This window comes from Palleronia abyssalis (assembly GCF_900302445.1).
GTDB lineage: Bacteria > Pseudomonadota > Alphaproteobacteria > Rhodobacterales > Rhodobacteraceae > Palleronia > Palleronia abyssalis.
This window is the reverse complement of record NZ_ONZF01000001.1, coordinates 47,636-69,741: the sequence shown is the minus strand read 5'-3', so window position 1 is coordinate 69,741 and position 22,106 is coordinate 47,636. Positions and strand designations below refer to the sequence as shown.

Below are 22,106 nucleotides of genomic sequence, written 5' to 3'. Positions count from 1 at the left end.
CGTTTCCACTTTGTTCTCACGCCCTTAACCATTTGGCAAGAACTTTTTGAGAACGAAACGAATACAAACGGCGCTATCCGGCGCGGATTAGGCCGATTGCCTTGTCTTGCTCCATCAGCCACAGAAGCGTTCGTGCGGCCCGGCCACGGTCAGTCTCCAAGGCGGGGTCGGCATCCAGAAGGCGGCGTGCATCGGACTGCGCCGTCGCCTGTAGCCCCGCCTGCCGCTCCAGATCTGCGATCCGAAACCTTGGCAGTCCGGATTGTGCATGGCCCAGAACGTCGCCGGCACCGCGGATTGCCAAATCCTCTTCTGCGATCCGAAAACCGTCTTCCGTCTCGCGCAGAACTTCCAGCCGTCTCCGCGCAGTCTCGCTGAGCGCGGGGTCGAACATCAGAAGACAGGTCGACGCTTCGGCACCGCGGCCGACCCGGCCGCGCAACTGGTGCAATTGGGAGAGCCCGAAAATTTCCGCCCTTTCCACCACCATGATGGATGCGTTGGGGACGTTCACACCGACTTCGATCACCGTCGTTGCCACCAGAACGTCCGTTTGGCCCGCGGCGAACTGCGCCATCGCGGCATCTTTCTCGGCCGATGGCATCTGGCCGTGCACCAACCCGACCCGATCTTCCCCCAGCACGGCACGCAATCTCTTGAAACGTTCCTCTGCCGCTGTCAGATCGCTGACCTCGCTTTCGCCGACCAGCGGACAGACCCAATATGCCTGCCTCCCCGCATCAATCGCGCTGCGCAACCTGTTGACGACGGAGTCGTAGCGTTCGGAGGACACGAGTGCCGTTTGAACCGGTGTGCGACCCGGCGGTTTCTCATCCAGGATAGACACGTCCATGTGCCCATATTGCGCCAGGCTCAGGGATCTCGGGATCGGCGTTGCGGTCATCACCAAAGTATCGGGCCGATCCCCCTTCCGGCCCAGCTCAAGCCTTTGGCTGACGCCGAAGCGGTGCTGTTCGTCGATGATTACCAGGCGAAGATCGGCGAACTCGACGTCCGCGCTGAACACCGCATGGGTCCCAATGAGGATTCCGACCTCACCTGCCTTCAGCGCCTGTAGTTTCGCGCCCCGGTCCGCCCCCTTGTCGCGCCCCGTCAGAAGGGCCAGCGAAACATTTGCCGCTTGGGCCAGCGGCGCAAGACTCTCGAAATGCTGCCGGGCGAGGATCTCCGTCGGGGCCATCAGAACGCCCTGCCCGCCCGCCTCGACCGCCGCGACCAACGCCATGAGCGCAACAAGCGTTTTTCCCGATCCGACATCGCCTTGCAGAAGCCGCCCCATTTGCTGATCAGAGGCCATGTCGCGCGTGATCTCGGATACGGCGCGCTCTTGGGCGGCCGTCGGTCGATATGGCAACGCCGCCCGGATCTGCCGTGACAAGCGTCCCGTTGACACGCTCGCCCGTCCCTTCCGGGCGCGCCGGTCGGCGCGGATCAGCGATAGGGTCAGCTGGTGGGCAAACAACTCGTCATAGGCCAGACGCATCCGCGCTGGCGCCGAGGCCGACAGATCGTGATCTGTCTCGGGCGCATGGGCAAGCAGCAAGGCATCCCGCCAGTTGGGCCAACCCTCCCGCGCCATGACACCGGGGTCGGACCATTCCGGCAGTTTCGGCGCCCTGTCGACCGCGGCGGATACCGATTTGGCGATAGTTTTCTGCGTCAGTCCCGCGGTCAGGGGGTAAACGGGTTCGAAGTCCGGGATCTGGTCGCGTTCCTCGGGCCGGAGGACATAATCGGGATGCGCCATTTGGCCGATCCCGTCGAACAGTTCGATCTTGCCGGAAACGATCCGGCGGTGCCCGGTTGGCAGCATCCGTTCCAGCCAATCGCCGCGCGCGTGAAAAAATACCAGTTGAAATCCGGTTCGTGCATCTTCCACCTCGATCCGGGTCGGACCACGGCCAGCTGGCGGACGATGACGACCGATCGTGACTTCGACCGTGACCGTGGCGGGAAGCGTTGCCTCGCGGATCGACGAGACGCAGCTGCGGTCAATTCCGGAATGTGGCAACGTGAACAGAAGGTCACGCGGTGTCGTGATCTTCATCTGAGCCAATGCCTGCGCGCCTTTCGGGCCAATACCCGGCAGGGTGGTCAGATCCGCAAACAGCGGATACAGGATTTCCGGGCGGCTCATGCCCCGCCGATCAGCGTCAGCCACCCGTCTTCGTCGATCACATCGACGCCCAGATCGGCAGCTTTCTTTGCCTTCGACCCGGCTCCGGGTCCTGCGATAAGAAGATCCGTCTTTGCCGAGACCGAGCCGGAGACTTTCGCTCCTAGGGCTTCCGCCCTGGCCTTTGCCTCAGGGCGGCTCATCTTTTCCAAAGTCCCTGTGAAAACAAGCGTCTTGCCGGCAACGGGGCTGTCTTCAAGCTGTGGAAGATCGGCGTCCTCTACCGTAATCAGTCGCATCAGGCGGTCGATCGAGGCCATTTCGTTTTCTTGCGCGAAGGTCGTTACCAAGGATTTGGCCAAAACGGTTCCAACCCCGTCAATCGCCATAAGATCGTCCCAGGCTGGTCCGTCTTGCGCGGATGCTTCTTCCATCCCCGTGCGGAATTGCTGCCAAGATCCGTAGTGCAGTGCAAGAAGACGCGCATTCGTTTCCCCCACGTGGCGAATCCCCAATGCGAAGATAAAGCGGTTCAGGGGGATGGAACGGCGCGCGTCTATTGCCTCGAAAAGGTTGCGCGCAGAGGTTTCACCCCACCCCTCACGGTTCTTCAACTGACGGGGCTGGTCGGGGCCGTACCGTTCCTTGAGGGTGAAAATTTCGGCAGGCTCGGTGATCCAACCGTCGCGGTAAAACTCCTCCACCAGCTTTGCGCCCAAGCCGTCAATGTCGAACGCGGCACGCGATACGAAATGCTTCAGCTTTTCGACGGCCTGCGCGGGACAGATCAGACCGCCCGAGCAGCGTCGAACCGCATCCCCCGCTTCCCGAACGGCTGCGGAGCCGCATTCCGGACAGGTCTCCGGGAACATGAATGGCGCGGCATCCTCCGGCCGGCGGCTTACGTCCACCGCGGCAATCTTTGGAATGACATCCCCCGCGCGGTAAACCTGAACCCAGTCCCCCTCGCGGATATCCTGCCCATCTCGGATCGGATCGCCGCGGGAGTCGCGGCCCGCGATGTAATCCTCGTTATGCAGCGTGGCATTCGAGACGACGACCCCACCGACCGTCACGGGCTGAAGCCGAGCTACCGGGCTCAATGCTCCGGTGCGGCCGACCTGGATCTCGATCCGTTCCAGGCGCGTCCATGCCAATTCGGCCGGGAACTTGTGCGCGGTCGCCCAACGGGGTGTCGTTGACCGAAATCCAAGTCGGCGTTGTTGGTCCAAATCGTCCACCTTGTAGACGACGCCGTCGATATCATACCCCAGCGCACTGCGCCGTTCTTCAATCAGCTTATAATGATCAAGCATCTGGTCGATTGTTTCACAGCGCCGTGTCAGATCGTTGATCGGAAAACCCAGATCCGCCAACCGCGCCAAGGCGTCGACCTGCGTTCCGGCCAGGGGAGCCGAAAGTTCGCCCCAGCCATAGGCGAAGAACCGTAATGGTCGGCTTTCCGTAATCGCCGGATCAAGCTGGCGCAGCGATCCCGCAGCGGCATTGCGCGGGTTAGCGAATGTCTTCCCCCCCTGCGCCTCGGTACGGGCGTTGAGCGCCGCGAAATCGGCGTGGGCCATATAGACCTCTCCCCGAACTTCCAGGATCTCCGGTGCGCCGATCAGTTTTTCCGGGATATCGTTCAGAGTCAGCGCATTGCGCGTTACGTTTTCTCCCACTGCGCCGTCTCCACGGGTGGCGGCATGCACGAGGCGACCGCCTTCGTATCGCAGCGACAGCGACAGGCCGTCGATCTTTGGCTCGGCCGTGACCGCCAGTTCGACATCCTCGGCAATGCCCAGATAGCTGCGGATCGACCGAACGAAATCTGCGGCATCCTCGGCCGAGAATGCATTATCAAGGGACATCATCCGCTGCGCATGACGGATTTTGGAAAATGGCGCAGCCGGTGCGGCACCAACTCGCTCAGATGGAGAGTCTTCCAGTTTCAGCGCCGGAAACCGAACCTCTATCGCGGTATTGCGCCGCTTCAGCGTGTCGTAGTCGGCATCGCTGATTTCGGGGGCGTCTCGGGTGTGATAAGCTGCGTTGGCCTCGGAAATCAGGTCAGCGAGGCGCAGCAACTCGACCTTGGCTTGGTCTTCGGTCAGAACGTCAACCGCAATACTACCGGTCGCACCCTCTTCCGCTGCCACGTCCTCATCCTTTTTGCGATCCGCCTAGGCTGGATTCTAGGCCGCGTCGGGCGTGACGTCCACCCGACCGTTCAGCCCATTGAGGCAACCTGAGGTGCGCGTTCAGAGGATTCGGGTTCGCGAAGAACATAACCGCGGCCCCAAACGGTTTCGATGTGACTATCGCCCCCGGTGGCCTCTGCCAGTTTCTTGCGGAGCTTGCAAATGAATACGTCGATGATCTTTAGTTCCGGCTCGTCCATCCCGCCATAGAGGTGATTGAGGAACATCTCCTTCGTAAGGGTCGTCCCCTTGCGCAGGCTCAACAGCTCCAGCATCTGGTATTCCTTGCCGGTCAGATGCACGGTCTGGCCGTCCACATCGACCGATTTGGAATCAAGGTTCACACAGATTCGGCCGGTTCTGATGACCGATTGCGAATGACCCTTCGATCGCCGGATGATCGCGTGAATGCGCGCGACCAATTCTTCGCGATGGAACGGCTTGGTCAGGTAATCGTCGGCGCCGAACCCGAACCCCTTGATCTTGGTTTCGGTATCGTCGGCACCGGTCAGGATCAGAATCGGGGTGTTAATGCGCGACAGGCGGATCTGCCGCAGCACCTCGTAACCATGCATGTCGGGAAGACCCAGATCCAGTAGGATAAGATCATAGTCATACAGCTTGGCGAGATCGATCCCCTCCTCCCCCATATCGGTGCAATACACGTTGAGGTTGGCGTGATTGAGCATCATCTCGATGCTGCGCGAGGTGGTGGGTTCGTCCTCGATCAAGAGTATGCGCATAGCTCTCTCCGCTTACGGCAGGGTTGAGATCATTTAGCCCGACAAAGATTAATTTCAGGTTACCTAACGCCCAGTTCCCCGGTCAGAAAGACTAAAACACGTTAAGGTTGTCGATACTTTTGTATGCGCGTCGTACGCAACGCAGCCTCACCGAACTGTGAGACGGCTGTGGACCAGCTTTCCAGTTCCTCCTCCGAAATCTCGTAAAGGTCCTGTGCCTCGTCCCGGGAAATCAGGCCTGCTTCGACCGCACGGACAACGGCAGCCTTGCGACTGGCGACCCATCTTCGCGTATTGCGGTCGGGCAGGTCCGCCCGCGTCATCATGGTCCCGTCGGGCAGAACGACCGATCTGGGCCCCGACACCTTCTTGATATACATTCCAACATCCCCATGTCCGCCTAAGCCCTGTAAACTTGGACCGAATGCGTTTAAGGAGGGTGAAAGTGGGACTTGAGAATACATGGTATTTTCATTTATTGTTCTTGCTTCAGTCCAACCCCGGAGGCCATTTCATGGCGCTTGATTCCCAGCCGGTGAACTCACTTGGCTTCGCAAAACCGCCCGCAGATACGCGCGTCGTCGTGGCGATGTCGGGCGGAGTGGACTCGTCTGCGGTCGCCGCCGAATTGGCCAGCCAAGGGTACGACGTCGTCGGAATTACGTTGCAATTGTACGATCACGGGGCCGCGCTGGCGAAGAAGGGTGCCTGTTGCGCCGGACGGGACATTCACGATGCACGGCGAGTCGCCGAATCGATGGGCTTTCCGCATTACGTGCTGGACTACGAGAACAAGTTCCGCGAATCGGTGATCGACGAGTTCGCCGATAGCTATCTCGCAGGTGCCACGCCCGTGCCCTGCATCAGGTGCAACGAACGCGTGAAGTTCCGCGACCTTCTGGAGACAGCGAGGGATCTCGATGCGGACTGCATGGCGACCGGTCACTATATACAACGCAAAGATGGTCTTCGCGGCCCCGAACTTCACCGCGCCGTCGACGAGGTCCGCGACCAAAGCTACTTCCTGTTCTCGACCACGGCCGAGCAACTGTCGTATTTGCGGTTCCCGCTTGGGCATCTGAAAACCAAGGCCGACACCCGGGCGCTGGCTGCGAAGCATGGTCTGGGGGTGTCCGACAAGCCCGACAGCCAGGATATCTGCTTCGTGCCGAACGGCGACTACGCCTCGGTCATAGAGAAACTGCGGCCTGGCGCTGCCGATCCGGGTGAAATCATTCACGCCGACGGTCGAGTCCTGGGCACGCATTCCGGCGTCATCCATTATACCGTCGGCCAGCGCCGGGGCCTTGGGATCGGCGGCCTGTCGGAGCCTCTTTACGTCGTCAAACTCGATGTCGAGGATCGGCGTGTCGTGGTCGGTCCGAAGGAAATGCTGTCGACCCGGATCGTCCCGGTGAGGGAAATCAACTGGCTGGGTGATGAGCCTTTCACATCCCGGCGCGAATGGAACCTCAGCGTCAAGGTGCGCTCGACTCGCCCGCCCCGCGAGGCGATCGTGCGGCCCGTTTCGGGCACGGAGGCCGAGGTGGAACTGTTCGTTCCCGAAGAAGGCGTCTCCCCCGGGCAGGCTTGTGTGTTCTATGCGCCCGAAGGCAGTCGTGTCTTCGGCGGCGGCTGGATTCACCGGGGGTGAGGGGCTTGCGTCCCCGTCCGACGTAGCGCAATCAGACCGCATGAGCGCCATACTGTGCATCGGCAGCGTCCTTTGGGACGTCATCGGACGGACGCCCGCGCACATGGCGCTGGGGTCGGACGTGCCGGGACATATCGTGCGCATTCCGGGCGGTGTGGCGATGAACGTCGCAATGACGTTTGCCAGGCTCGGGATTGGCTGCGACTTGCTGACCGCCGTCGGAAACGACTTCGAGGGGGCCGCGCTACTGAACGAAGCCCGACAGCGCGGGATCGGCTGCGGCAACGTCTATGTTTCCGAGGATTTGCCCACCGATCAGTACATGGCGATCGAGGGGGGCAACGGTCTGGTGGCGGCCATCGCGGATGCCCATTCGCTGGAAAAAGCGGGCGACAAGATCCTGGCGCCTCTATTGGACGGCCGTATCGCCACCGAGGATGATCCTTTCAGCGGTGTCGCGGCCCTGGATGGAAACCTGTCCGAGGGGCTCCTGGCGCGCATCGCGTCGGGCCCTTGGCTGGCCCGCGCCGATCTGAGGATCGCGCCGGCCTCGCCGGGCAAGGTTCTTCGCCTCGTTCCGCTTTTGGCCATGGCGAACGCGACATTCTACGTGAACCTCGAAGAAGCCGGCGCGCTGCTCGGGGGGCCGCAAGCCGATGCCCGGACGGCAGCCGCGGCACTTGCGCATCGCGGAACGGCGCGGGTTCTGGTGACAAACGGGGGCCAACCGGCTGCGCTGGCCGAGGGAGATTCGGTGGTGGATGCAGCCCCCCCTGACGTTCTCGTAACCCGGATCACCGGGGCGGGTGACACTTTCATGGCGGCGCATATTGCAGCCGAACGCTCCGGGCTTGCCGGGGCCGACGCACTGGCCTCGGGTTTGCGCGCCGCCGCGCATTACGTATCAGGAGACGTAACGACATGAGCGGCCCCCTTGTTCTAACGGACGAAATCCGCAGCGCGCTCGAATCCAGGGCGCCAGTCGTCGCGCTGGAAAGCACGATTATCACGCACGGCATGCCGTGGCCCCAGAATTTCGAAACGGCCCGCCGTGTCGAACAGGAGGTTCGCACGCACGGGGCAGTACCCGCGACCGTGGCCGTGCTCGAGGGTACGCTGCATGTCGGGCTCAATGACCGGCAACTAGCCGACCTCGCCCAGGCCCGGGGTGTCGCCAAGCTCAGCCGCGCCGATCTTCCGGTTTGCATGGCCACGGGGGGCACGGGTGCGACGACGGTCGCGGCCACGATGATCGCGGCCCGTCTGTCAGGGATAGAGGTCTTTGCAACCGGTGGTATCGGCGGGGTCCATCGCGGCGCGGAACGCAGCTTCGATATCTCGGCTGACCTCAGAGAGTTGTCGGAGACCCCGGTCACGGTCATCGCGGCCGGGGCTAAGGCCATTCTCGATTTGCCGAAGACGTGGGAGGTGCTGGAAACCCTGGGCGTCCCGGTCATCGCGGTGGGGCAGAACGTCCTGCCCGCCTTCTGGTCCAGAACCTCGGACCATGCCGCGCCGCTGCGGCTGGATCGTGCAGCCGATATTGCCGCGGCGCATGTCATGCGCGGGGCGATGGGTCTTCAGGGTGGGCAACTGATCGCCAATCCGATCCCCGAGGCTGACGAAATTCCCGCGTCGGAACTGTCCACCGCCATCGATACCGCCCTTGCCGAAGCCGAATCGCAAGGCATCCACGCCAAAGACGTAACGCCGTTCCTACTGGCGCGAATCTTCGACCTGACGGGCGGGCGGTCGCTCGAAGCGAATATCGCACTGGTGCTCAACAATGCTCGCCTTGGCGCAGGTGTCGCCCGTGAAATCAGCTCCATTCGCCAGGAAATCGCAAGCGGCGCAAACGCATCATTGTAGCGTTCCCGTGGGCAGCATATCTCCTGCTGCATGAGCACCGACTCCAATCCCGCCAAGACCCGCCGCGTCGGAATGTTCGGCCGCATACGCGCGAACTTCCTGACTGGTCTTGTGGTGATTGCCCCGATCGGCCTGACGATCTGGCTGATCTGGGCGGTGATGGGGTGGGTCGACAGTTTCGTTCTTCCCTTCGTCCCGAACCGCTTCAAGCCCGAGCAGTACATCGGAATCAACCTGCGTGGCGTCGGGGTGATCTTCTTTCTTCTGTTCACCGTCGTCATCGGGTGGCTGGCGAAGGGCTTCATCGGCCGGTCTCTTCTGCGCTGGGCCGAAAATCTGGTGGACCGTACGCCTGTCGTCCGATCTGTCTATTCCGGGCTGAAGCAGATTGCCGAAACGGTTTTCGCCCAGTCCGAGACGAGCTTCGACAAGGCGGTCCTGGTCGAATACCCACGACGCGGCTTGTGGGCCATCGCCTTCGTCTCGACAGATGCAAAGGGCGAAATCGCCGAAGCCATACCGACCACGGATGACAAGGTTTCGGTCTTCCTGCCGACGACGCCGAACCCGACAAGCGGATTCCTTCTGTTCGTCTCACGCTCCGAGTTGATCGAACTCGACATGAGTGTCGAGGATGCCGCGAAGTTGGTTATCTCGGCCGGGCTGGTCTATCCGCACGACAAGACGATTCAGGAACCGCGTGGCCGGATCGCGGCGGAATAGACGACACCCTTCAATCGTACATCTCGGACAGATCGACGCTGGATCGTTCGCCCACATTGCCCAGATCGGCATCGATGAAACGTTGTGCGGCGGCCCGACCCGCCTTGAACAACCGTTCGACCAGAATGGCCGAGGGAATGATCTTCGTCGCCACCGACAAGTTCCGCATCAGCTCGTCATCGGCGATCATGTGGACACGCACATAGCTCATCGTGCCTTCGGGAATGGCGCCGCGTTCGATCAGCCGCTGCACGAACCGGATTGCGCGCAAGTCCCGCAAAAGGGACGAATTAAAGGATATCTCGTTGATTCTGTTCTGGATTTCATGGGCCGTATACGGCAGATTTTCGCGCAACAGGGGATTGATGTTCACGATCACCACGTCGTCCGGCAGATGATCTTCGTAAAGCGGGAACAGCGCGGGATTGCCGGTATACCCGCCATCCCAGTAGGCCTCTCCCTCGATCTCCACTGCCTGGAATACCGTCGGAAGGCACGCGCTGGCCAGAAGGGCGTCGGGGGTGATCCCTTCACCTTTGAAAAGACGTATCTTTCCCGTTCGAACGTTTGTCGCGCAGACATGCAGCTCGGGCCCGGCATCCGAGCAGATCTCGTTAAAGCGCATGTCCTCGACGATGGGCCGAAGCGGATTACGGTAGAACGGCCCCAACGCATAAGGCGAGGTAGCCTGGGACACCATATCGCTCATCGCGTAGAAAGAGGAGTGTTCGATCGCTTTGGAAATCGCCGCCGTCGTCGGCGCAAATGGCGATAACCACGTCGCGATCTTGAAATCGCGGACCCCCAAAACCCGCGCCCAGAGCCAGGCAAGATTCTCTTTCGCCGCGGCGCGCCCTCCGGTCGCCAGTCCCGCTTTCATCGCCGCGCCGTTCAAGGCACCTGCCGACGTCCCCGAGATTCCCGCAATCTCGATCTCTTCGCAATCGAGCAAAGCGTCAAGCACGCCCCAGGTGAAAGCGCCATGGGCACCGCCGCCCTGAAGGGCCAGATTGATCTGCTTGACCATGTTTACTTATCCCATAGGTGCTGCGCCGCTGCTGCGTATCCCCGGCGTCGTATCCCGTTCAGCAGCGCGCCCACATAAGGGCACGCCAGTGTCGCCTGCGTCAACGCGCGGTCCAGCCCCCGTCGACCGAGATTGTCGTCCCCGTGATCTGCGCCGCCGCGTCCGAGCATAGGAACGTGGCGATCCCGCCGATCTGTTCGGTCGTGGCGAACTCCTTCGATGGCTGCCGTTCAAGGATGACTTCCTTGATCGCCGTTTCGCGATCCATGTCGTATTTCTGCATGGTGTCGGGAATCTGATCCTCGACCAGCGGGGTCATCACGTAGCCCGGACAGATGGCGTTTGCGGTGATCGGATCCTGCGCGGTTTCCAGCGCCGTGACCTTGGTCAGACCCACAACCCCGTGTTTGGCCGCGACATAGGCCGACTTGTAGGGGGACGCACGCAGTCCATGGGCAGAAGCCAAATTTATGATCCGCCCCCAGCCGTTCTGTCGCATCATGGGAACAGCCACGGCCATGGTGTGAAACGCCGAGCTCAGCATGATGGCGATGATCGCGTCCCATTTTTCGGTCGGAAACTCCTCGATCGCAGCCACGTGCTGGATCCCCGCGTTGTTCATCAGTATGTCGCACCGTCCGGCCTTTTCGATCAGCGCCCGTGCCTCGTCCCCCTTGGACAGATCGGCCTTGATATAGCGCGCCGTGACCCCGTGGGTGCGCCCGATATCCTCGGCCAGCTTGTGATCTTCGTCCCGCTCGGTGAACGAGTTCAGCACCACGTCCGCCCCGGCTTTCGCAAGTTCGGTCGCGACGCCGAGCCCGATCCCCGAGTTCGATCCGGTGACGACGGCGGTCTTGCCCTTGAGATCCATGATATGCTCCCACGTGATGGATTAAGCGGGGATACTGACGCGAGCGCCCCGCAACTGCAAAAACGATGTGTGCCTACACGGTTCCGTGATTTTGTCAGCGACACGAAGTGCTTGCGGTCCAAGGTTGATTCTGAAAGGGGAATGGCGCAACTTAAGCGGGAAATCGCTGATCGGACCATTTGTATCGGGCAAAAAAAACGCCCGCACGAAGCGGGCGTTAAGTCATTGAGGCAGGTTTCATACAGGCAAGAAACCTATCGAGCAGTGACCCCTGTATACGCCGATTCCTTTGGACTGCAAAGGTTAAAGTTGAATACCGGGCACTTACCCCGATAACTTGATCCCCAATTCAACCTGATCAGGGCAACATATCATGAGTTTGGAAACAGTCCGCCTTTGGCACGTCGGCCGCAGGGCATTGCTGGCGATCGCCCTGTCTGCCGGTACGGCCACGGCCGAGCCCAGCCACGGCGTCGCCATGTTCGGAGAGCCGGCCCTGCCCGAGGATTTCGAGTCCTTGCCCTACGCCAACGCTGACGCGCCCACCGGGGGCCGTGTCGTTCAGGGCGAGGTCGGGTCCTTCGATTCCCTCAACCCCCACATCTTGAAGGGAAATGTCCCCTGGCAATTGCGCTTTCTTGCGCATGAGACGCTGATGGGGCGGTCTTGGGACGAACCCTTCACCCTTTACGGTCTTCTTGCCGAAACGGTCGAGGTGGCCCCGGATGGAAGCTGGGTCGAGTTCCACCTGCGTCCCGAAGCGCGGTTCTCCGATGGCGGTCCCGTAACGGTCGAGGACGTGCTGTGGTCCTACGAAACGCTGGGGACCGAGGGGCATCCGCGCTATCGCGGCGCTTGGCAGAAAGTCGCTGAAGCCGAAGCCGTGGGCGAACGCGGGGTCCGATTCACGTTCAACGAACCCGACCGCGAGCTTGCCCTGCTGATGGGCATGCGCCCGATTCTGAAAAAAGCACAGTGGGAGGGACAGGAATTCGCCGAATCAGGGCTCGAAACGATCCCGATCTCTTCGGCGCCCTATGTCATTTCGGACTACGAGCCCGGTCGCTTCGTGACGTTGACCCGTGACCCCGATTACTGGGGCGACGATATCCCCTTCATGCAGGGTCAAGCCAATCTCGATGAAATACGGATGGAGTTTTTCGGCGACGGCACCGCCATGTTCGAAGCCTTCAAGGGTGGCGTTCTGAACATCTTCCGCGAAACGAATGCCGAGAAGTGGGCGACGCAGTTCGACTTTCCCCGCGTTCAGTCCGGCGATGTCGTCCTGTCCGAGATCCCGCATGAGCGTCCTTCCGGGATCACCGGCTTGGTGATGAATACAAGGCGCCCGATTTTCGATGACTGGCGCGTGCGCGAAGCATTGATCACGGCGTTCAACTTCGACTTCGTGAACCAGACCTTGAACGGAGGGGGACTGCCCCGGATCACATCCTATTTTTCGAACTCCGACCTTGCGATGGATCACGGCCCCGCCGAAGGCCGCGTGGCAGAGCTTCTGGCCCAGTACGAAGGCGAGGTGCTTCCCGGCGCGATAGAGGGCTACGCCCTGCCCGAAAGCGACGGAACCGAGCGCAACCGCAGCGCTCTGCGCCGCGCTCGCGGCCTGATGCAGGAAGCCGGCTGGACCGTGGGCGAGGATGGAGTCCTGCGCAACGAAGACGGCACCCCCTTTACCTTCGAAATCCTGCTGACCCAAGGCGCGAACGAGCCGCAGCAGGTGGTGGATCTCTTCTCCTCGTCGCTGGAGCGATTGGGGATTCAGCCGCAGATCACCACTGTCGACTCTGCCCAGTTCACCGAACGGACCAACCAGTTCGATTTCGACATGACCTGGTACACCCGCGGCAACTCCCTCAGCCCCGGCAACGAACAGCTGCTGTATTGGGGGTCCGAGGCTGCGGATCAGGAAGGCAGCCGCAACTGGATGGGCGTGAAAAGCCCTGCCATCGACGGCCTGGTTCAGACCATGCTGACGTCCGAAAGCCAGGAAGACTATGTGGCGGCGGTGAAAGCCCTCGACCGGGTGCTGACGACGGGCCGCTATGTCATCCCCGTCTGGTACAACCCCGTCAGCTATATTGCCCATGATGCGAACCTCCAGCATCCCGAAACGATTCCGGCCTATGGCGACTGGCTGGGCTTCCTGCCGGAGGTCTGGTGGTATGAAGAAGACTAGCGCGCTTGCCGCCGCGGCCGCGCTAGGTCTGTCCGGCTGCGCCGCGGTTCAGGTTCCGGTCAAGGCCGCGGGCACCGTGGCCGGCACCGGTCTGAGCGCGGCCGGTCATGCCGTTCTTCTGGTCACGCGCGACACCTCGATCCTTCGGTAGGAACATCGGAGCGGCCGGCGGGTTGATCTGACGGGACAATCCAAAGGAACGCGAAGATGAAATGGAATGCCGTCCAGTCGAACTGGCCCGCCTTTACCGAAGCACTGATGCAGCGCTTCCCCGCCACGGAAGAGAATGACCTTCTGACCCTTGAGGGCGACCGGGACCGTCTGGTCGCCTACATCGCCGAACGCGAGGGATTGGCCCCCGCCGAGGCTGAGCGTCAGGTGACCGAATGGACCCAGGGTGCCGTCCCGGCCGATGTCGCGATGGATGAAACGCGCGACAATGAGAATGTCCGCGCCTCGGCCGCGCATATCGGTGTGAACGAGGATGTCTATTCCGACGACCGCGACTTCGGCGACCGTGAGGATAATCCCGAACGCCCCATCGGCCGCACAACCTGATCTTGTGCTCGCTGCGCGGCAGATCCCCGGCGGTTCGGACCATCGGGGGTCTTGTCGTTTTATCCCAGACCCATCCGTTTCCGCACCAACTCCGCCTTGTAGGGTCGGTGATCAACGCCCTATCCTGACGCGATGCGTGCCGTTTCCCTGACCGAGCCCCTGCCGCCGCCGCCACGCCCGTTCAACATGGCGGCACACGTCTTGCGTCATGCCGGCCGCTTGGCTGAAAAGCCCGCCCTCGTGCAGCCCGACGGCGACATCTGGACCTTCGGCTCCCTCTTGCGGGCCGTTCAGGGAACCGCGTCCGGGCTTCTTTCCCTCGGCTTGAAACCAGGGGACCGGGTTGCGCTGAGGCTGGGCAACACGGTCGACGTACCAATCGCCTACCTGGGCGCCCTCGCCGCAGGTCTGGTTCCGGTCCCGACCTCGGCCGCTTTGACAGCCTCGGAAATCACGCCCATGACTCGCGCCCTGAACGCGCGCCTTGTTGTGGCGTCAGACAAGATCGCCTTGCCGGACGCCCCCGAGATTCCCGTCCTGTACGACACCGACCTGCGACGGTTCCGGACGCTCCCGTCTGCCCCCTTCCACATGGGCGACCCCGAGCGGCCGGGATACATCGTCTTCACCAGCGGAACGGGGGCCTCTCCCCGCGGGGTGATCCACGCCCATCGCGCCGTCTGGGCGCGGCAAAGCATGATCGCCCACTGGGCCGCGATGACGCAATCAGATCGCGTCCTGCATGCCGGGACCTTCAACTGGACCTACACAATGGGAACCGGCCTCATGGATCCTTGGTCTGTCGGGGCAACCGCGATCATTCCCAACCCGGACATGGTTACGACCGAATTCGCTACGCTGATCGCGGACCAGTCTGCTACGATTTTGGCCGCTGTTCCCGGCATTTACAGGCGACTTCTCGATCGGGGCACCGGCCGCTTCCCGGCCCTGCGGCACGGCCTATCGGCAGGCGAAAAACTGCCCGAGACCATTCGGGCGGCTTGGCGCACCGCGACGGGGACCGAGATCCACGAAGCCTACGGTCAGAGCGAATGCTCGACTTTCATTTCCGGCGCACCCCACGCACCTGCTCCGCCGGGCAGTCTGGGCCGGGCGCAGCCGGGCCGGCGGGTGGCGATCCTCGCCCCGGATGGCCCCGTGGGCCGGGGCGAGGTCGGGGCGCTTGCGGTCGCCCGTGGCGATCCGGGGCTGATGTTGGGCTATCTCGACGAACCTGATGATGCGATTTCGGGGGAGTGGCGCAAGACGGGCGATCTCGCCTCGATGGACGACGACGGATGGATCACCTATCTGGGCCGGGACGATGATGTGATGACCGCGGGGGGCTATCGAGTCTCGCCCTTGGAGATCGAGGGCGTCGCCCTTGGCGTCGAAGGCGTGAAAGAAGCAGCCGCCTTCGAGCTTGAGGTCAAGCCGGACGTCCGCGTGATCGCGCTGGCGTATATCGCGGACGGCGATCGGGAGGACCAGCTGACCGCTGCGTTCGCATCGCATCTGGCGGGCTACAAGCGCCCCCGTATTCTGGAGCGGCGGGACACCCTGCCGCGCAACCCGAACGGCAAGCTGCAACGACGTCTGCTGCGGGACGGCGGCAGCGCCCCGAGGAAGGAGTGACGATGAAACTGGATATCCTGTCCGACCCGATCTGCCCATGGTGCTATATCGGCAAGGCAAACCTCGACACCGTGCTGTCCGAACGCCCCGATCACCCGTTCCAGATCGAATGGCACCCCTTCCAGTTGAACTTCGACATGCCGAGTGAGGGGATCGACCGGCGCACCTACATGGAAGCGAAGTTCGGCGGCCGTGAAGGGGCAGCCAAGGCCTATGCCCCGGTGGTCGAAGCGGCCGAGGCAGCAGGCCTCGACATCGCGTGGGAGAAGATCGAGCGAACGCCGAACACCTTGGACGCCCATCGGCTGATCCACTGGGCCGGGATCGAAGGGCGGCAGACCGCCGCCGTCTCGGCTCTGTTCGACGCGTATTTCCAGCGCGGCGAGGATATCGGGCAGCACGAGGTCTTGGCGAATATCGCCGAACGGATCGAAATGGATCGCGACATGGTACTGCGTCTACTGGGCATGACAGCCGACCGCGCCGATGTCGCCGCCCGCGATGCCCATGCCCGCGAGCGTGGGGTGACGGGTGTGCCGACCTTCGTCGTCGGCGAACGTCATGCCGTACCGGGCGCGCAACCACCTGAATTGTGGCGCCGCGTTCTGGACGATATCGCGGCGGCCTGACCGGGGAATAGCCCTAGCAGGGGGCGGAGCACAGACTTTCGCACGGGATGCCGTCATTGTCGCCGTCCCGCGCCCGGTCGCCGCAGACCAGAAGGGCGTGGCACGCTTCGGCACACGACCTCATCTGTCCGCAGGTGCGCCCGCAGGTGAAGGCCTGCGCCGTCAGAAACGGCGCGAACGGCGTTTCGGACACACGTGGCAAGGGTTCGGCCACCAAGGGGGATGCCAGAAGCCCGGACAGGGCGAGGATCGCGATACGCATGTGAAAACGTTAACGAAAGGTTAACGCCATGCAACGGGATTCGCCGCGCCCTACCCGCTTTTGCGCTTCGTGGCCCCCTGCCCCGATTTCGCGTCCTTCGCATACCGCGCCAAGTCCTGCGCGATAGCGAAGCTTCCCTTGATCTTCTCGCTGTCCTTCTGCCAGTCGCGGGGGACGACGATCTTGTTGTCCTTTACCTTGGCCAAGTCGTTCTGCGCCTGAATGAACTTCACCAGCCCCTCGGGCGAGGCGAACTTGTCGTTGTGGAACTGGATCGTCGCGCCCTTGGGGCCCGCGTCCAGCTTGGCGATGCCGGCGCGCTTGCACTCGGCCTTGATTCGCACGACCAGAAGAAGCGTGTTCACCTCCTTCGGCAATTCGCCGAAGCGGTCGATCAACTCGGCGGCGAAGCCCTCCAGTTCGACCTTGGTGGTCAGGTCGGACAGGCGGCGATAGAGGCCCAGCCGGACATCCAGATCGGGGACGTAGTCCTCGGGGATCAGGACCGGCACGCCCATGTTGATCTGCGGGCTCCAGTCGCTGTCGCCAAGCTCGACCACGCCTTCCAGTTCACCCGATTTCAGCTTGGCGATCGTCTCTTCCAGCATGGACTGGTACAACTCGTACCCGACTTCCTTGATCTGGCCCGACTGTTCTTCGCCCACGAGGTTGCCGGCCCCCCGTATGTCGAGGTCCTGGCTGGCCAGCGTGAACCCCGCGCCGAGGCTGTCGAGGCTGCCCAGAACGCGAAGGCGCTTTTCGGCCGTCGCCGTCAGCTTGCCCCGCGGTTTCGTCGTCAGATAGGCATAGGCGCGCGTCTTGGCGCGGCCCACTCGTCCGCGGATCTGGTAAAGCTGGGCAAGCCCGAACATGTCGGCCCGCCAGACCACCATCGTGTTGGCCGTGGGAATATCCAGGCCCGATTCCACGATGGTGGTGGCAAGCAGCACGTCGTACTTGCCGTCATAATAGGCGTTCATCCGGTCATCCAGTTCGCCCGCCGCCATCTGACCGGTGGCGGTGATATAGCTGATCTCGGGCACCTCGGTCTTCAGGAACTCCTCAAGCTCGGGCAGGTCCTTGATCCGGGGAGCCACGATGAACGATTGTCCGCCACGGTAATGCTCGCGCAGTAGCGCCTCGCGCACCGTGACCGCGTCGAACTCGCTGACGTAGGTGCGGATCGCCAGGCGGTCGACGGGGGGTGTCCCGATGATCGACAGGTCCCGCACGCCGGTCAGCGAAAGTTGCAACGTCCGTGGGATCGGCGTGGCGGTCAGCGTCAGGACGTGGACATCAGAGCGCAGGGATTTCAGCCGCTCCTTGTGGGAGACGCCGAAATGCTGCTCCTCGTCGATGACCAGCAGCCCGAGGTTCTTGAACTTCACGCCCTTGGACAGAAGCGCGTGCGTGCCGATGACGATGTCGCAGGTGCCTTCGGTGATCCGCTGGCGGGCCAGCTTGGCATCCTTGTCCGAAACGAACCGCGACAGCTGGCGCACCTCGACCGGGAAACCGCGGAAGCGGTCGGCAAAGGACTTGTAGTGCTGGCGCGCTAGCAGCGTCGTGGGCGCGATCACAGCCACCTGAACGCCGGACATCGCGGCGATGAAGGCCGCGCGCATGGCAACCTCTGTCTTGCCGAAGCCCACGTCGCCGACAATCAGTCGGTCCATCGGCACGCCCTTCTCGAGGTCCTCCATCACGTCTTCGATGGCCTTCAGCTGATCCTCGGTCTCTTCGTAGGGAAAACGCGCGCTGAAATCCTCCCACGCGTTCTCGGGCGGCTCTAGAATCGGGGCTTTGCGCAGCAGGCGTTCGGCCGCGATCCGGATCAGGCGGTCCGCGATCTCGCGGATCCGCTCCTTCATGCGGGCCTTCTTGGCCTGCCATGCCCCGCCGCCCAGCTTGTCGAGGATGCCTTCCTCGTGGCCATACCGGCTGAGCAGTTCGATGTTCTCGACCGGCAGATACAGACGATCGCCGCCCTGGTACTCAAGCAGCGCGCATTCATGCGGGCTGCCCGCAGCGGTCACGACCTCCAGCCCGGTGAACCGGCCGACGCCGTGATCGACATGGACCACCAGATCGCCGGGGCTGAGGGATTGCGCCTCGGTCAGGAAGTTTTCGGCCCGGCGCTTTTTCGGTCCCTTGCGCACCAGCCGGTCGCCCAGAACGTCCTGTTCCGAGATGACGGTCAGCTTCTGTTTTTCGTGCGGCCCCTCGAACCCGTGTTCCAGGCCCCAGACCGCAAGGAAAAGACCGCCCTTGCCGTCCGGCACGGCGCGGAAATCGCGGATCGGGGTCGGGCCGTCGACGCCCTCATCCTCCAGAAGGCCGGTCAGGCGTTCGCGCGCGCCCTCGGAATAGCTGGCGACTATGACCTGCCCATCGCGGCGCTTCGTCTTGATATGGTCGGCCAGCGCGCCGAACAGGCTGACATTCTCCTGCTGACGCTCGGGCGAGAAATTGCGTCCGATCCGGCCGCCCGCATCCGCCACGTTCGGCCCGGTGGATTGCGCCAGGGGGTGAAACTGCACGCGGCGGCGATCCGCGACGGCCGCTTCCCAAGCCTTGTCGTTCAGGTAAAGCGACTCGGGCGGCGCGGGTTTGTAAACCGTATCGACCCGGCCCTTCTTGGTCATCGCATCGCGGCGATTGTCGTACTGGTCCGCGATCGTGTCCCACCGCCCCAGACGCGCCGGCGTCACCTGATCGTCCAGCGTGACAGTAACCCCGGGCAGATAGTCGAACAGCGTCTCCAGCTTTTCGTGGAAGAAGCCCAACCAATGTTCGGCCCCGGCGTGCTTCTTCCCGGCGCTGACCGCCTCATACAGGGGATCGTCGGTGCCGGCCGCGCCGAACTCGATCCTGTAATTCTGTCGGAACCGGGTGATCGCCGCCTCGTCCAGGATCAGCTCAGACACAGGGGCAAGCTCGACCTCGCTCAGCTTCTCGGTCGTGCGCTGATTCATCGGATCGAAGCGACGTGCGCCGTCCAGCGTGTCGCCGAACAGGTCCAGCCGCACCGGCGCCTCGTGGCCCGGGGGCCAGACGTCGATGATGCCGCCGCGGATCGCATAGTCTCCGGGCTCCATCACCGTGGGGGCCTGGGTGAACCCCATGCGGACGAGGAAGACGCGCAGCGCCTCTTCGTCCATGCGGTTGCCCACTATGGCGACGAAGCTGGCCTCGCGCAGCGTGTCGCGCGGGGGCAGCTTCTGCGTGGCCGCGTTGACGGTGGTCAGTAGCACGAACCGCTTCGGCATCCCGTGCGTCAGCGCGGCAAGCGTCGCCATGCGTTGGGCCGAGATATCGGCATTCGGACTGACCCGGTCGTAAGGCAGGCAATCCCAGGCCGGGAAGGTGAAAACCGGCAAGCCCGGGTCATAGAACGTAAGCGCTGCCTGCATCGCGGCCAGCCGCTTGTCGTCGCGCGCAACATGCAGGACGGCGCTGCCCTTACCGAGTTCATCGAGGACGAGGCAGGCGTCGAAGCCTTCCGGCGCACCGCCGAGCGTGATTTTCTTGGGGTTTGACATGGCCCGGCTGAGGTAACGGCAGGTACGGCGGTGTCAATGGAAACCGTCGGGTCAGAGTTGTCGTGCACCGAACGTGTCGCAGTCCGTGATCCGGCCGCTGGCATAGCCCGTCGCGAACCAGCTCTGACGTTGCTCGGCGGTGCCATGGGTGAATGTTTCAGGCCGCGGGGTCCGTCCGGCGCCCCGTTGCAGCGTATCGTCGCCGATCTGAGCGGCGGCGTTCATAGCCTCGGCCACGTCGCCTTTCTCGAGGCTGCCGAACCTGTCGTCAGCCTCATGAGCCCAGATCCCGGCGAAGCAATCGGCCTGAAGTTCGACCCGGACCGAGATGGCGTTCGACTGGGCCTCGCTTGCGCTGCGTCGCGCCGCGTTGGCTTGCCCGAGGATGCCCAGCAGGTTCTGGACGTGGTGCGCAATTTCATGCGCCACGACATAGGCGGCCGCAAAATCACCCCCCGCCCCAAGGCGTTGATCCAGCGTCACGAAGAAATCGGTATCCAGATACGCCTTCTCGTCCGCCGGGCAATAAAATGGCCCGGTCGCACCGCTGGCTCCGCCGCAGGGCGAGGATGTCGTTCCCTTGAACAAGACGAGGGTTGCGGGCGTGTAGGGCTCTCCGACCTGCGTATCGAAGAGATCGGCCCACACCTCTTCGGTATCGGCCAACGTCACCGAGACGAACTGCGCGCGCTCCTCGTCGGCTGCGGTGATCGTCGTTTCGCGCGGGCTTTCCAGCGCCACGTCGTTCAGAAGGGGCGTCAGATCCACGCCCAGAAACCACCCGATCACCACCACGGCGACAAGGCCCAGCCCCCCTGCCCCGCCGACGACCATGCCTCGACCGCCGCCGCTGCGCCGGCGGCGGCGATCCTCGATGTTGCGGCTCCCCCTCCGTCCTTTCCATCGCATATGATGTCCCTTTCGCTTTCGGCGGCATATAGCGCATCGTTCGCGCTTGACCGGACCCCGGGCGCGTGGTCCATGCGCGACCATGCTCAGACGCCTCTACGACTGGACCCTGTCGCTTTCGGCCCATCCAAACGCCCTTTGGGCGCTTGCGGTCGTCGCGTTCCTGGAAAGCTCGGTCTTTCCGATCCCACCCGACGTTCTGATGATCCCGATGATCCTGGCGGCACCGCGGCGCGCCTGGCTGATCGCTGGCGTGGCGACCTTGTCCTCTGTCCTGGGGGGCCTTCTGGGCTACGCCATCGGCGCGGGTCTGTTCGAGCAGGTGGGACGCCCGGTTCTGGAGTTCTACGGCAAGGCCGACCGGTTCGACGAGTTCCGCGTGAGCTACAACGACTACGGGGCCTGGGCGGTCCTGATCGCAGGCGTCACGCCCTTCCCGTTCAAGGTCATCACCATCCTGTCGGGGGCCACCGCACTATCGCTACCGGTCTTCATCGTGGCGTCGATCGCCGCGCGTGGTCTGCGCTTCTTCCTGGTCGCGGCGCTGTTGCGCGCCTTCGGCGCGCCCATCCGCGATTTCATCGAACGAAGGCTGGGTTTGGTCTTCACGCTGTTTTGCGTGGTCTTCATCGGCGGATTCATGGTGGTACATTACCTATGACGTCCCGTTCCCTCATGATCCTCGCCGCGGCGGGATCGGCGGCCCTTCTGATGGCGGCCTTCACCTTTCAGGCCTTTGGATACGCGCCCTGCAAGCTGTGCATCTGGCAGCGCTGGCCCCATGGCGTGGCCATCGCGCTGGGCGTCGTCGCGCTGGGATATGCGCGTTGGCCGGTCGCGGCGCTGGGCGGGCTGGCTGCGGCGACGAGCGCAGCGTTTGGTATCTATCACACAGGCGTGGAGCGTGGCTGGTGGGAAGGGCCAAGCTCCTGCTCTGGAGGTGCCAGTCTGTCGGGCCTCAGCGGGGCGGACATGCTGTCGACCGAGACGGTGGACAAGGTCGTCATGTGTGACGAGGTCGCGTGGGCCTTCGCCGGCCTGTCGATGGCCTCGTGGAACGCCGTCGCCTCGGCCGTCCTGGCGGGTATCTGGATCTGGGCGGCCGTTCGGACGCGCTAGGCTCTGGACACGGGCCGGCGCCGGGCC

20 protein-coding genes are annotated in these 22,106 nt (G+C 63.0%); 11 read left to right on the top strand and 9 right to left on the bottom strand.

Translation table 11 applies throughout. The features are described 5' to 3' along the window. Positions 1 to 73 precede the first annotated feature (73 nt). The 4 genes from recG to sciP all read right to left on the bottom strand — a co-directional run bounded on the left by recG (position 74) and on the right by sciP (position 5,461). Positions 74 to 2,158, bottom strand: a complete 2,085-nt coding sequence (gene recG, locus PAA8504_RS00345; protein WP_108892191.1) for an ATP-dependent DNA helicase RecG — start codon at positions 2,156 to 2,158, stop codon at positions 74 to 76. Beyond that, on the bottom strand, positions 2,155 to 4,296 hold the full coding sequence (gene ligA, locus PAA8504_RS00340; RefSeq protein WP_181375650.1) for an NAD-dependent DNA ligase LigA: 2,142 nt from the start codon (positions 4,294 to 4,296) through the stop codon (positions 2,155 to 2,157). Before ligA ends, recG begins: the two co-directional genes overlap by 4 nt. 71 nt (positions 4,297 to 4,367) lie before the next feature. Then, positions 4,368 to 5,081: a response regulator transcription factor CtrA gene (gene ctrA / locus PAA8504_RS00335; protein ID WP_108892190.1), complete on the bottom strand. Its 714-nt coding sequence runs from the start codon at positions 5,079 to 5,081 to the stop codon at positions 4,368 to 4,370. A gap of 101 nt (positions 5,082 to 5,182) precedes the next feature. Next, the gene (sciP, locus tag PAA8504_RS00330) at positions 5,183 to 5,461 is read right to left on the bottom strand and encodes a CtrA inhibitor SciP (RefSeq protein WP_108892189.1); all 279 of its coding nucleotides are present in this window, start codon (positions 5,459 to 5,461) and stop codon (positions 5,183 to 5,185) included. 134 nt (positions 5,462 to 5,595) lie between these two features. Here sciP and mnmA point away from each other — a divergent pair, with 134 nt between their 5' ends. From mnmA to PAA8504_RS00310, 4 genes are read left to right on the top strand one after another with little or no spacing between them, the layout of a single operon-like run. Continuing rightward, positions 5,596 to 6,735 carry a tRNA 2-thiouridine(34) synthase MnmA gene (mnmA, locus tag PAA8504_RS00325; RefSeq protein WP_108892188.1) on the top strand — a complete coding sequence of 380 codons (1,140 nt, stop codon included), beginning with the start codon at positions 5,596 to 5,598 and terminating at the stop codon, positions 6,733 to 6,735. 40 nt (positions 6,736 to 6,775) lie between these two features. Then, positions 6,776 to 7,660 (top strand): PfkB family carbohydrate kinase, encoded by an 885-nt coding sequence (locus PAA8504_RS00320; protein ID WP_108892187.1) that lies wholly within the window; start codon positions 6,776 to 6,778, stop codon positions 7,658 to 7,660. Continuing rightward, a complete protein-coding gene (locus PAA8504_RS00315) occupies positions 7,657 to 8,604 on the top strand; it encodes a pseudouridine-5'-phosphate glycosidase (RefSeq protein WP_108892186.1) in 948 nt (315 codons plus the stop codon). The genes PAA8504_RS00320 and PAA8504_RS00315 overlap by 4 nt, the downstream gene beginning before the upstream one ends. Positions 8,605 to 8,634: 30 nt before the next feature. After that, the gene (locus PAA8504_RS00310; protein WP_108892185.1) at positions 8,635 to 9,327 is read left to right on the top strand and encodes a DUF502 domain-containing protein; all 693 of its coding nucleotides are present in this window, start codon (positions 8,635 to 8,637) and stop codon (positions 9,325 to 9,327) included. A 10-nt stretch (positions 9,328 to 9,337) separates the two neighbouring features. Here PAA8504_RS00310 and PAA8504_RS00305 read toward each other — a convergent pair whose 3' ends face one another. After that, complete coding sequence (locus tag PAA8504_RS00305; protein ID WP_108892184.1) at positions 9,338 to 10,354, bottom strand: patatin-like phospholipase family protein; 1,017 nt, start codon at positions 10,352 to 10,354, stop codon at positions 9,338 to 9,340. Positions 10,355 to 10,454: 100 nt separating this feature from the next. Next, entirely contained in the window at positions 10,455 to 11,228 is a 774-nt protein-coding gene (locus PAA8504_RS00300) for a 3-hydroxybutyrate dehydrogenase (protein WP_108892183.1), read from the bottom strand. Between the two features lie 373 nt (positions 11,229 to 11,601). Here PAA8504_RS00300 and PAA8504_RS00295 point away from each other — a divergent pair, with 373 nt between their 5' ends. The 5 genes from PAA8504_RS00295 to PAA8504_RS00280 all read left to right on the top strand — a co-directional run bounded on the left by PAA8504_RS00295 (position 11,602) and on the right by PAA8504_RS00280 (position 16,247). Next, positions 11,602 to 13,425, top strand: a complete 1,824-nt coding sequence (locus PAA8504_RS00295; protein WP_370739659.1) for an extracellular solute-binding protein — start codon at positions 11,602 to 11,604, stop codon at positions 13,423 to 13,425. Continuing rightward, positions 13,412 to 13,576, top strand: coding sequence for a hypothetical protein (locus tag PAA8504_RS21940; RefSeq protein WP_181375649.1), 165 nt, complete (start codon positions 13,412 to 13,414; stop codon positions 13,574 to 13,576). Before PAA8504_RS00295 ends, PAA8504_RS21940 begins: the two co-directional genes overlap by 14 nt. A gap of 56 nt (positions 13,577 to 13,632) precedes the next feature. Further along, complete coding sequence (locus PAA8504_RS00290) at positions 13,633 to 13,983, top strand: CsbD family protein (RefSeq protein ID WP_108892182.1); 351 nt, start codon at positions 13,633 to 13,635, stop codon at positions 13,981 to 13,983. A 132-nt stretch (positions 13,984 to 14,115) separates the two neighbouring features. Next, on the top strand, positions 14,116 to 15,618 hold the full coding sequence (locus PAA8504_RS00285) for a class I adenylate-forming enzyme family protein (RefSeq protein WP_108892181.1): 1,503 nt from the start codon (positions 14,116 to 14,118) through the stop codon (positions 15,616 to 15,618). Between the two features lie 2 nt (positions 15,619 to 15,620). After that, complete coding sequence (locus PAA8504_RS00280) at positions 15,621 to 16,247, top strand: DsbA family oxidoreductase (RefSeq protein WP_108892180.1); 627 nt, start codon at positions 15,621 to 15,623, stop codon at positions 16,245 to 16,247. A 13-nt stretch (positions 16,248 to 16,260) separates the two neighbouring features. Here PAA8504_RS00280 and PAA8504_RS00275 read toward each other — a convergent pair whose 3' ends face one another. From PAA8504_RS00275 to ypfJ, 3 genes are read right to left on the bottom strand one after another with little or no spacing between them, the layout of a single operon-like run. Next, positions 16,261 to 16,509: an excalibur calcium-binding domain-containing protein gene (locus PAA8504_RS00275; protein WP_108892179.1), complete on the bottom strand. Its 249-nt coding sequence runs from the start codon at positions 16,507 to 16,509 to the stop codon at positions 16,261 to 16,263. 50 nt (positions 16,510 to 16,559) lie between these two features. After that, on the bottom strand, positions 16,560 to 20,051 hold the full coding sequence (mfd, locus tag PAA8504_RS00270) for a transcription-repair coupling factor (protein WP_108892178.1): 3,492 nt from the start codon (positions 20,049 to 20,051) through the stop codon (positions 16,560 to 16,562). 51 nt (positions 20,052 to 20,102) lie between these two features. Further along, on the bottom strand, positions 20,103 to 20,960 hold the full coding sequence (gene ypfJ, locus PAA8504_RS00265; protein ID WP_108892177.1) for a KPN_02809 family neutral zinc metallopeptidase: 858 nt from the start codon (positions 20,958 to 20,960) through the stop codon (positions 20,103 to 20,105). Between the two features lie 82 nt (positions 20,961 to 21,042). On the opposite strand from ypfJ, the gene PAA8504_RS00260 reads away from it, so the two are divergent. Together PAA8504_RS00260 and PAA8504_RS00255 are read left to right on the top strand one after the other, a co-directional pair. Continuing rightward, entirely contained in the window at positions 21,043 to 21,621 is a 579-nt protein-coding gene (locus PAA8504_RS00260; protein ID WP_108892176.1) for a YqaA family protein, read from the top strand. Further along, positions 21,618 to 22,079, top strand: coding sequence for a disulfide bond formation protein B (locus PAA8504_RS00255; protein ID WP_108892175.1), 462 nt, complete (start codon positions 21,618 to 21,620; stop codon positions 22,077 to 22,079). Before PAA8504_RS00260 ends, PAA8504_RS00255 begins: the two co-directional genes overlap by 4 nt. Positions 22,080 to 22,106 lie beyond the last annotated feature (27 nt).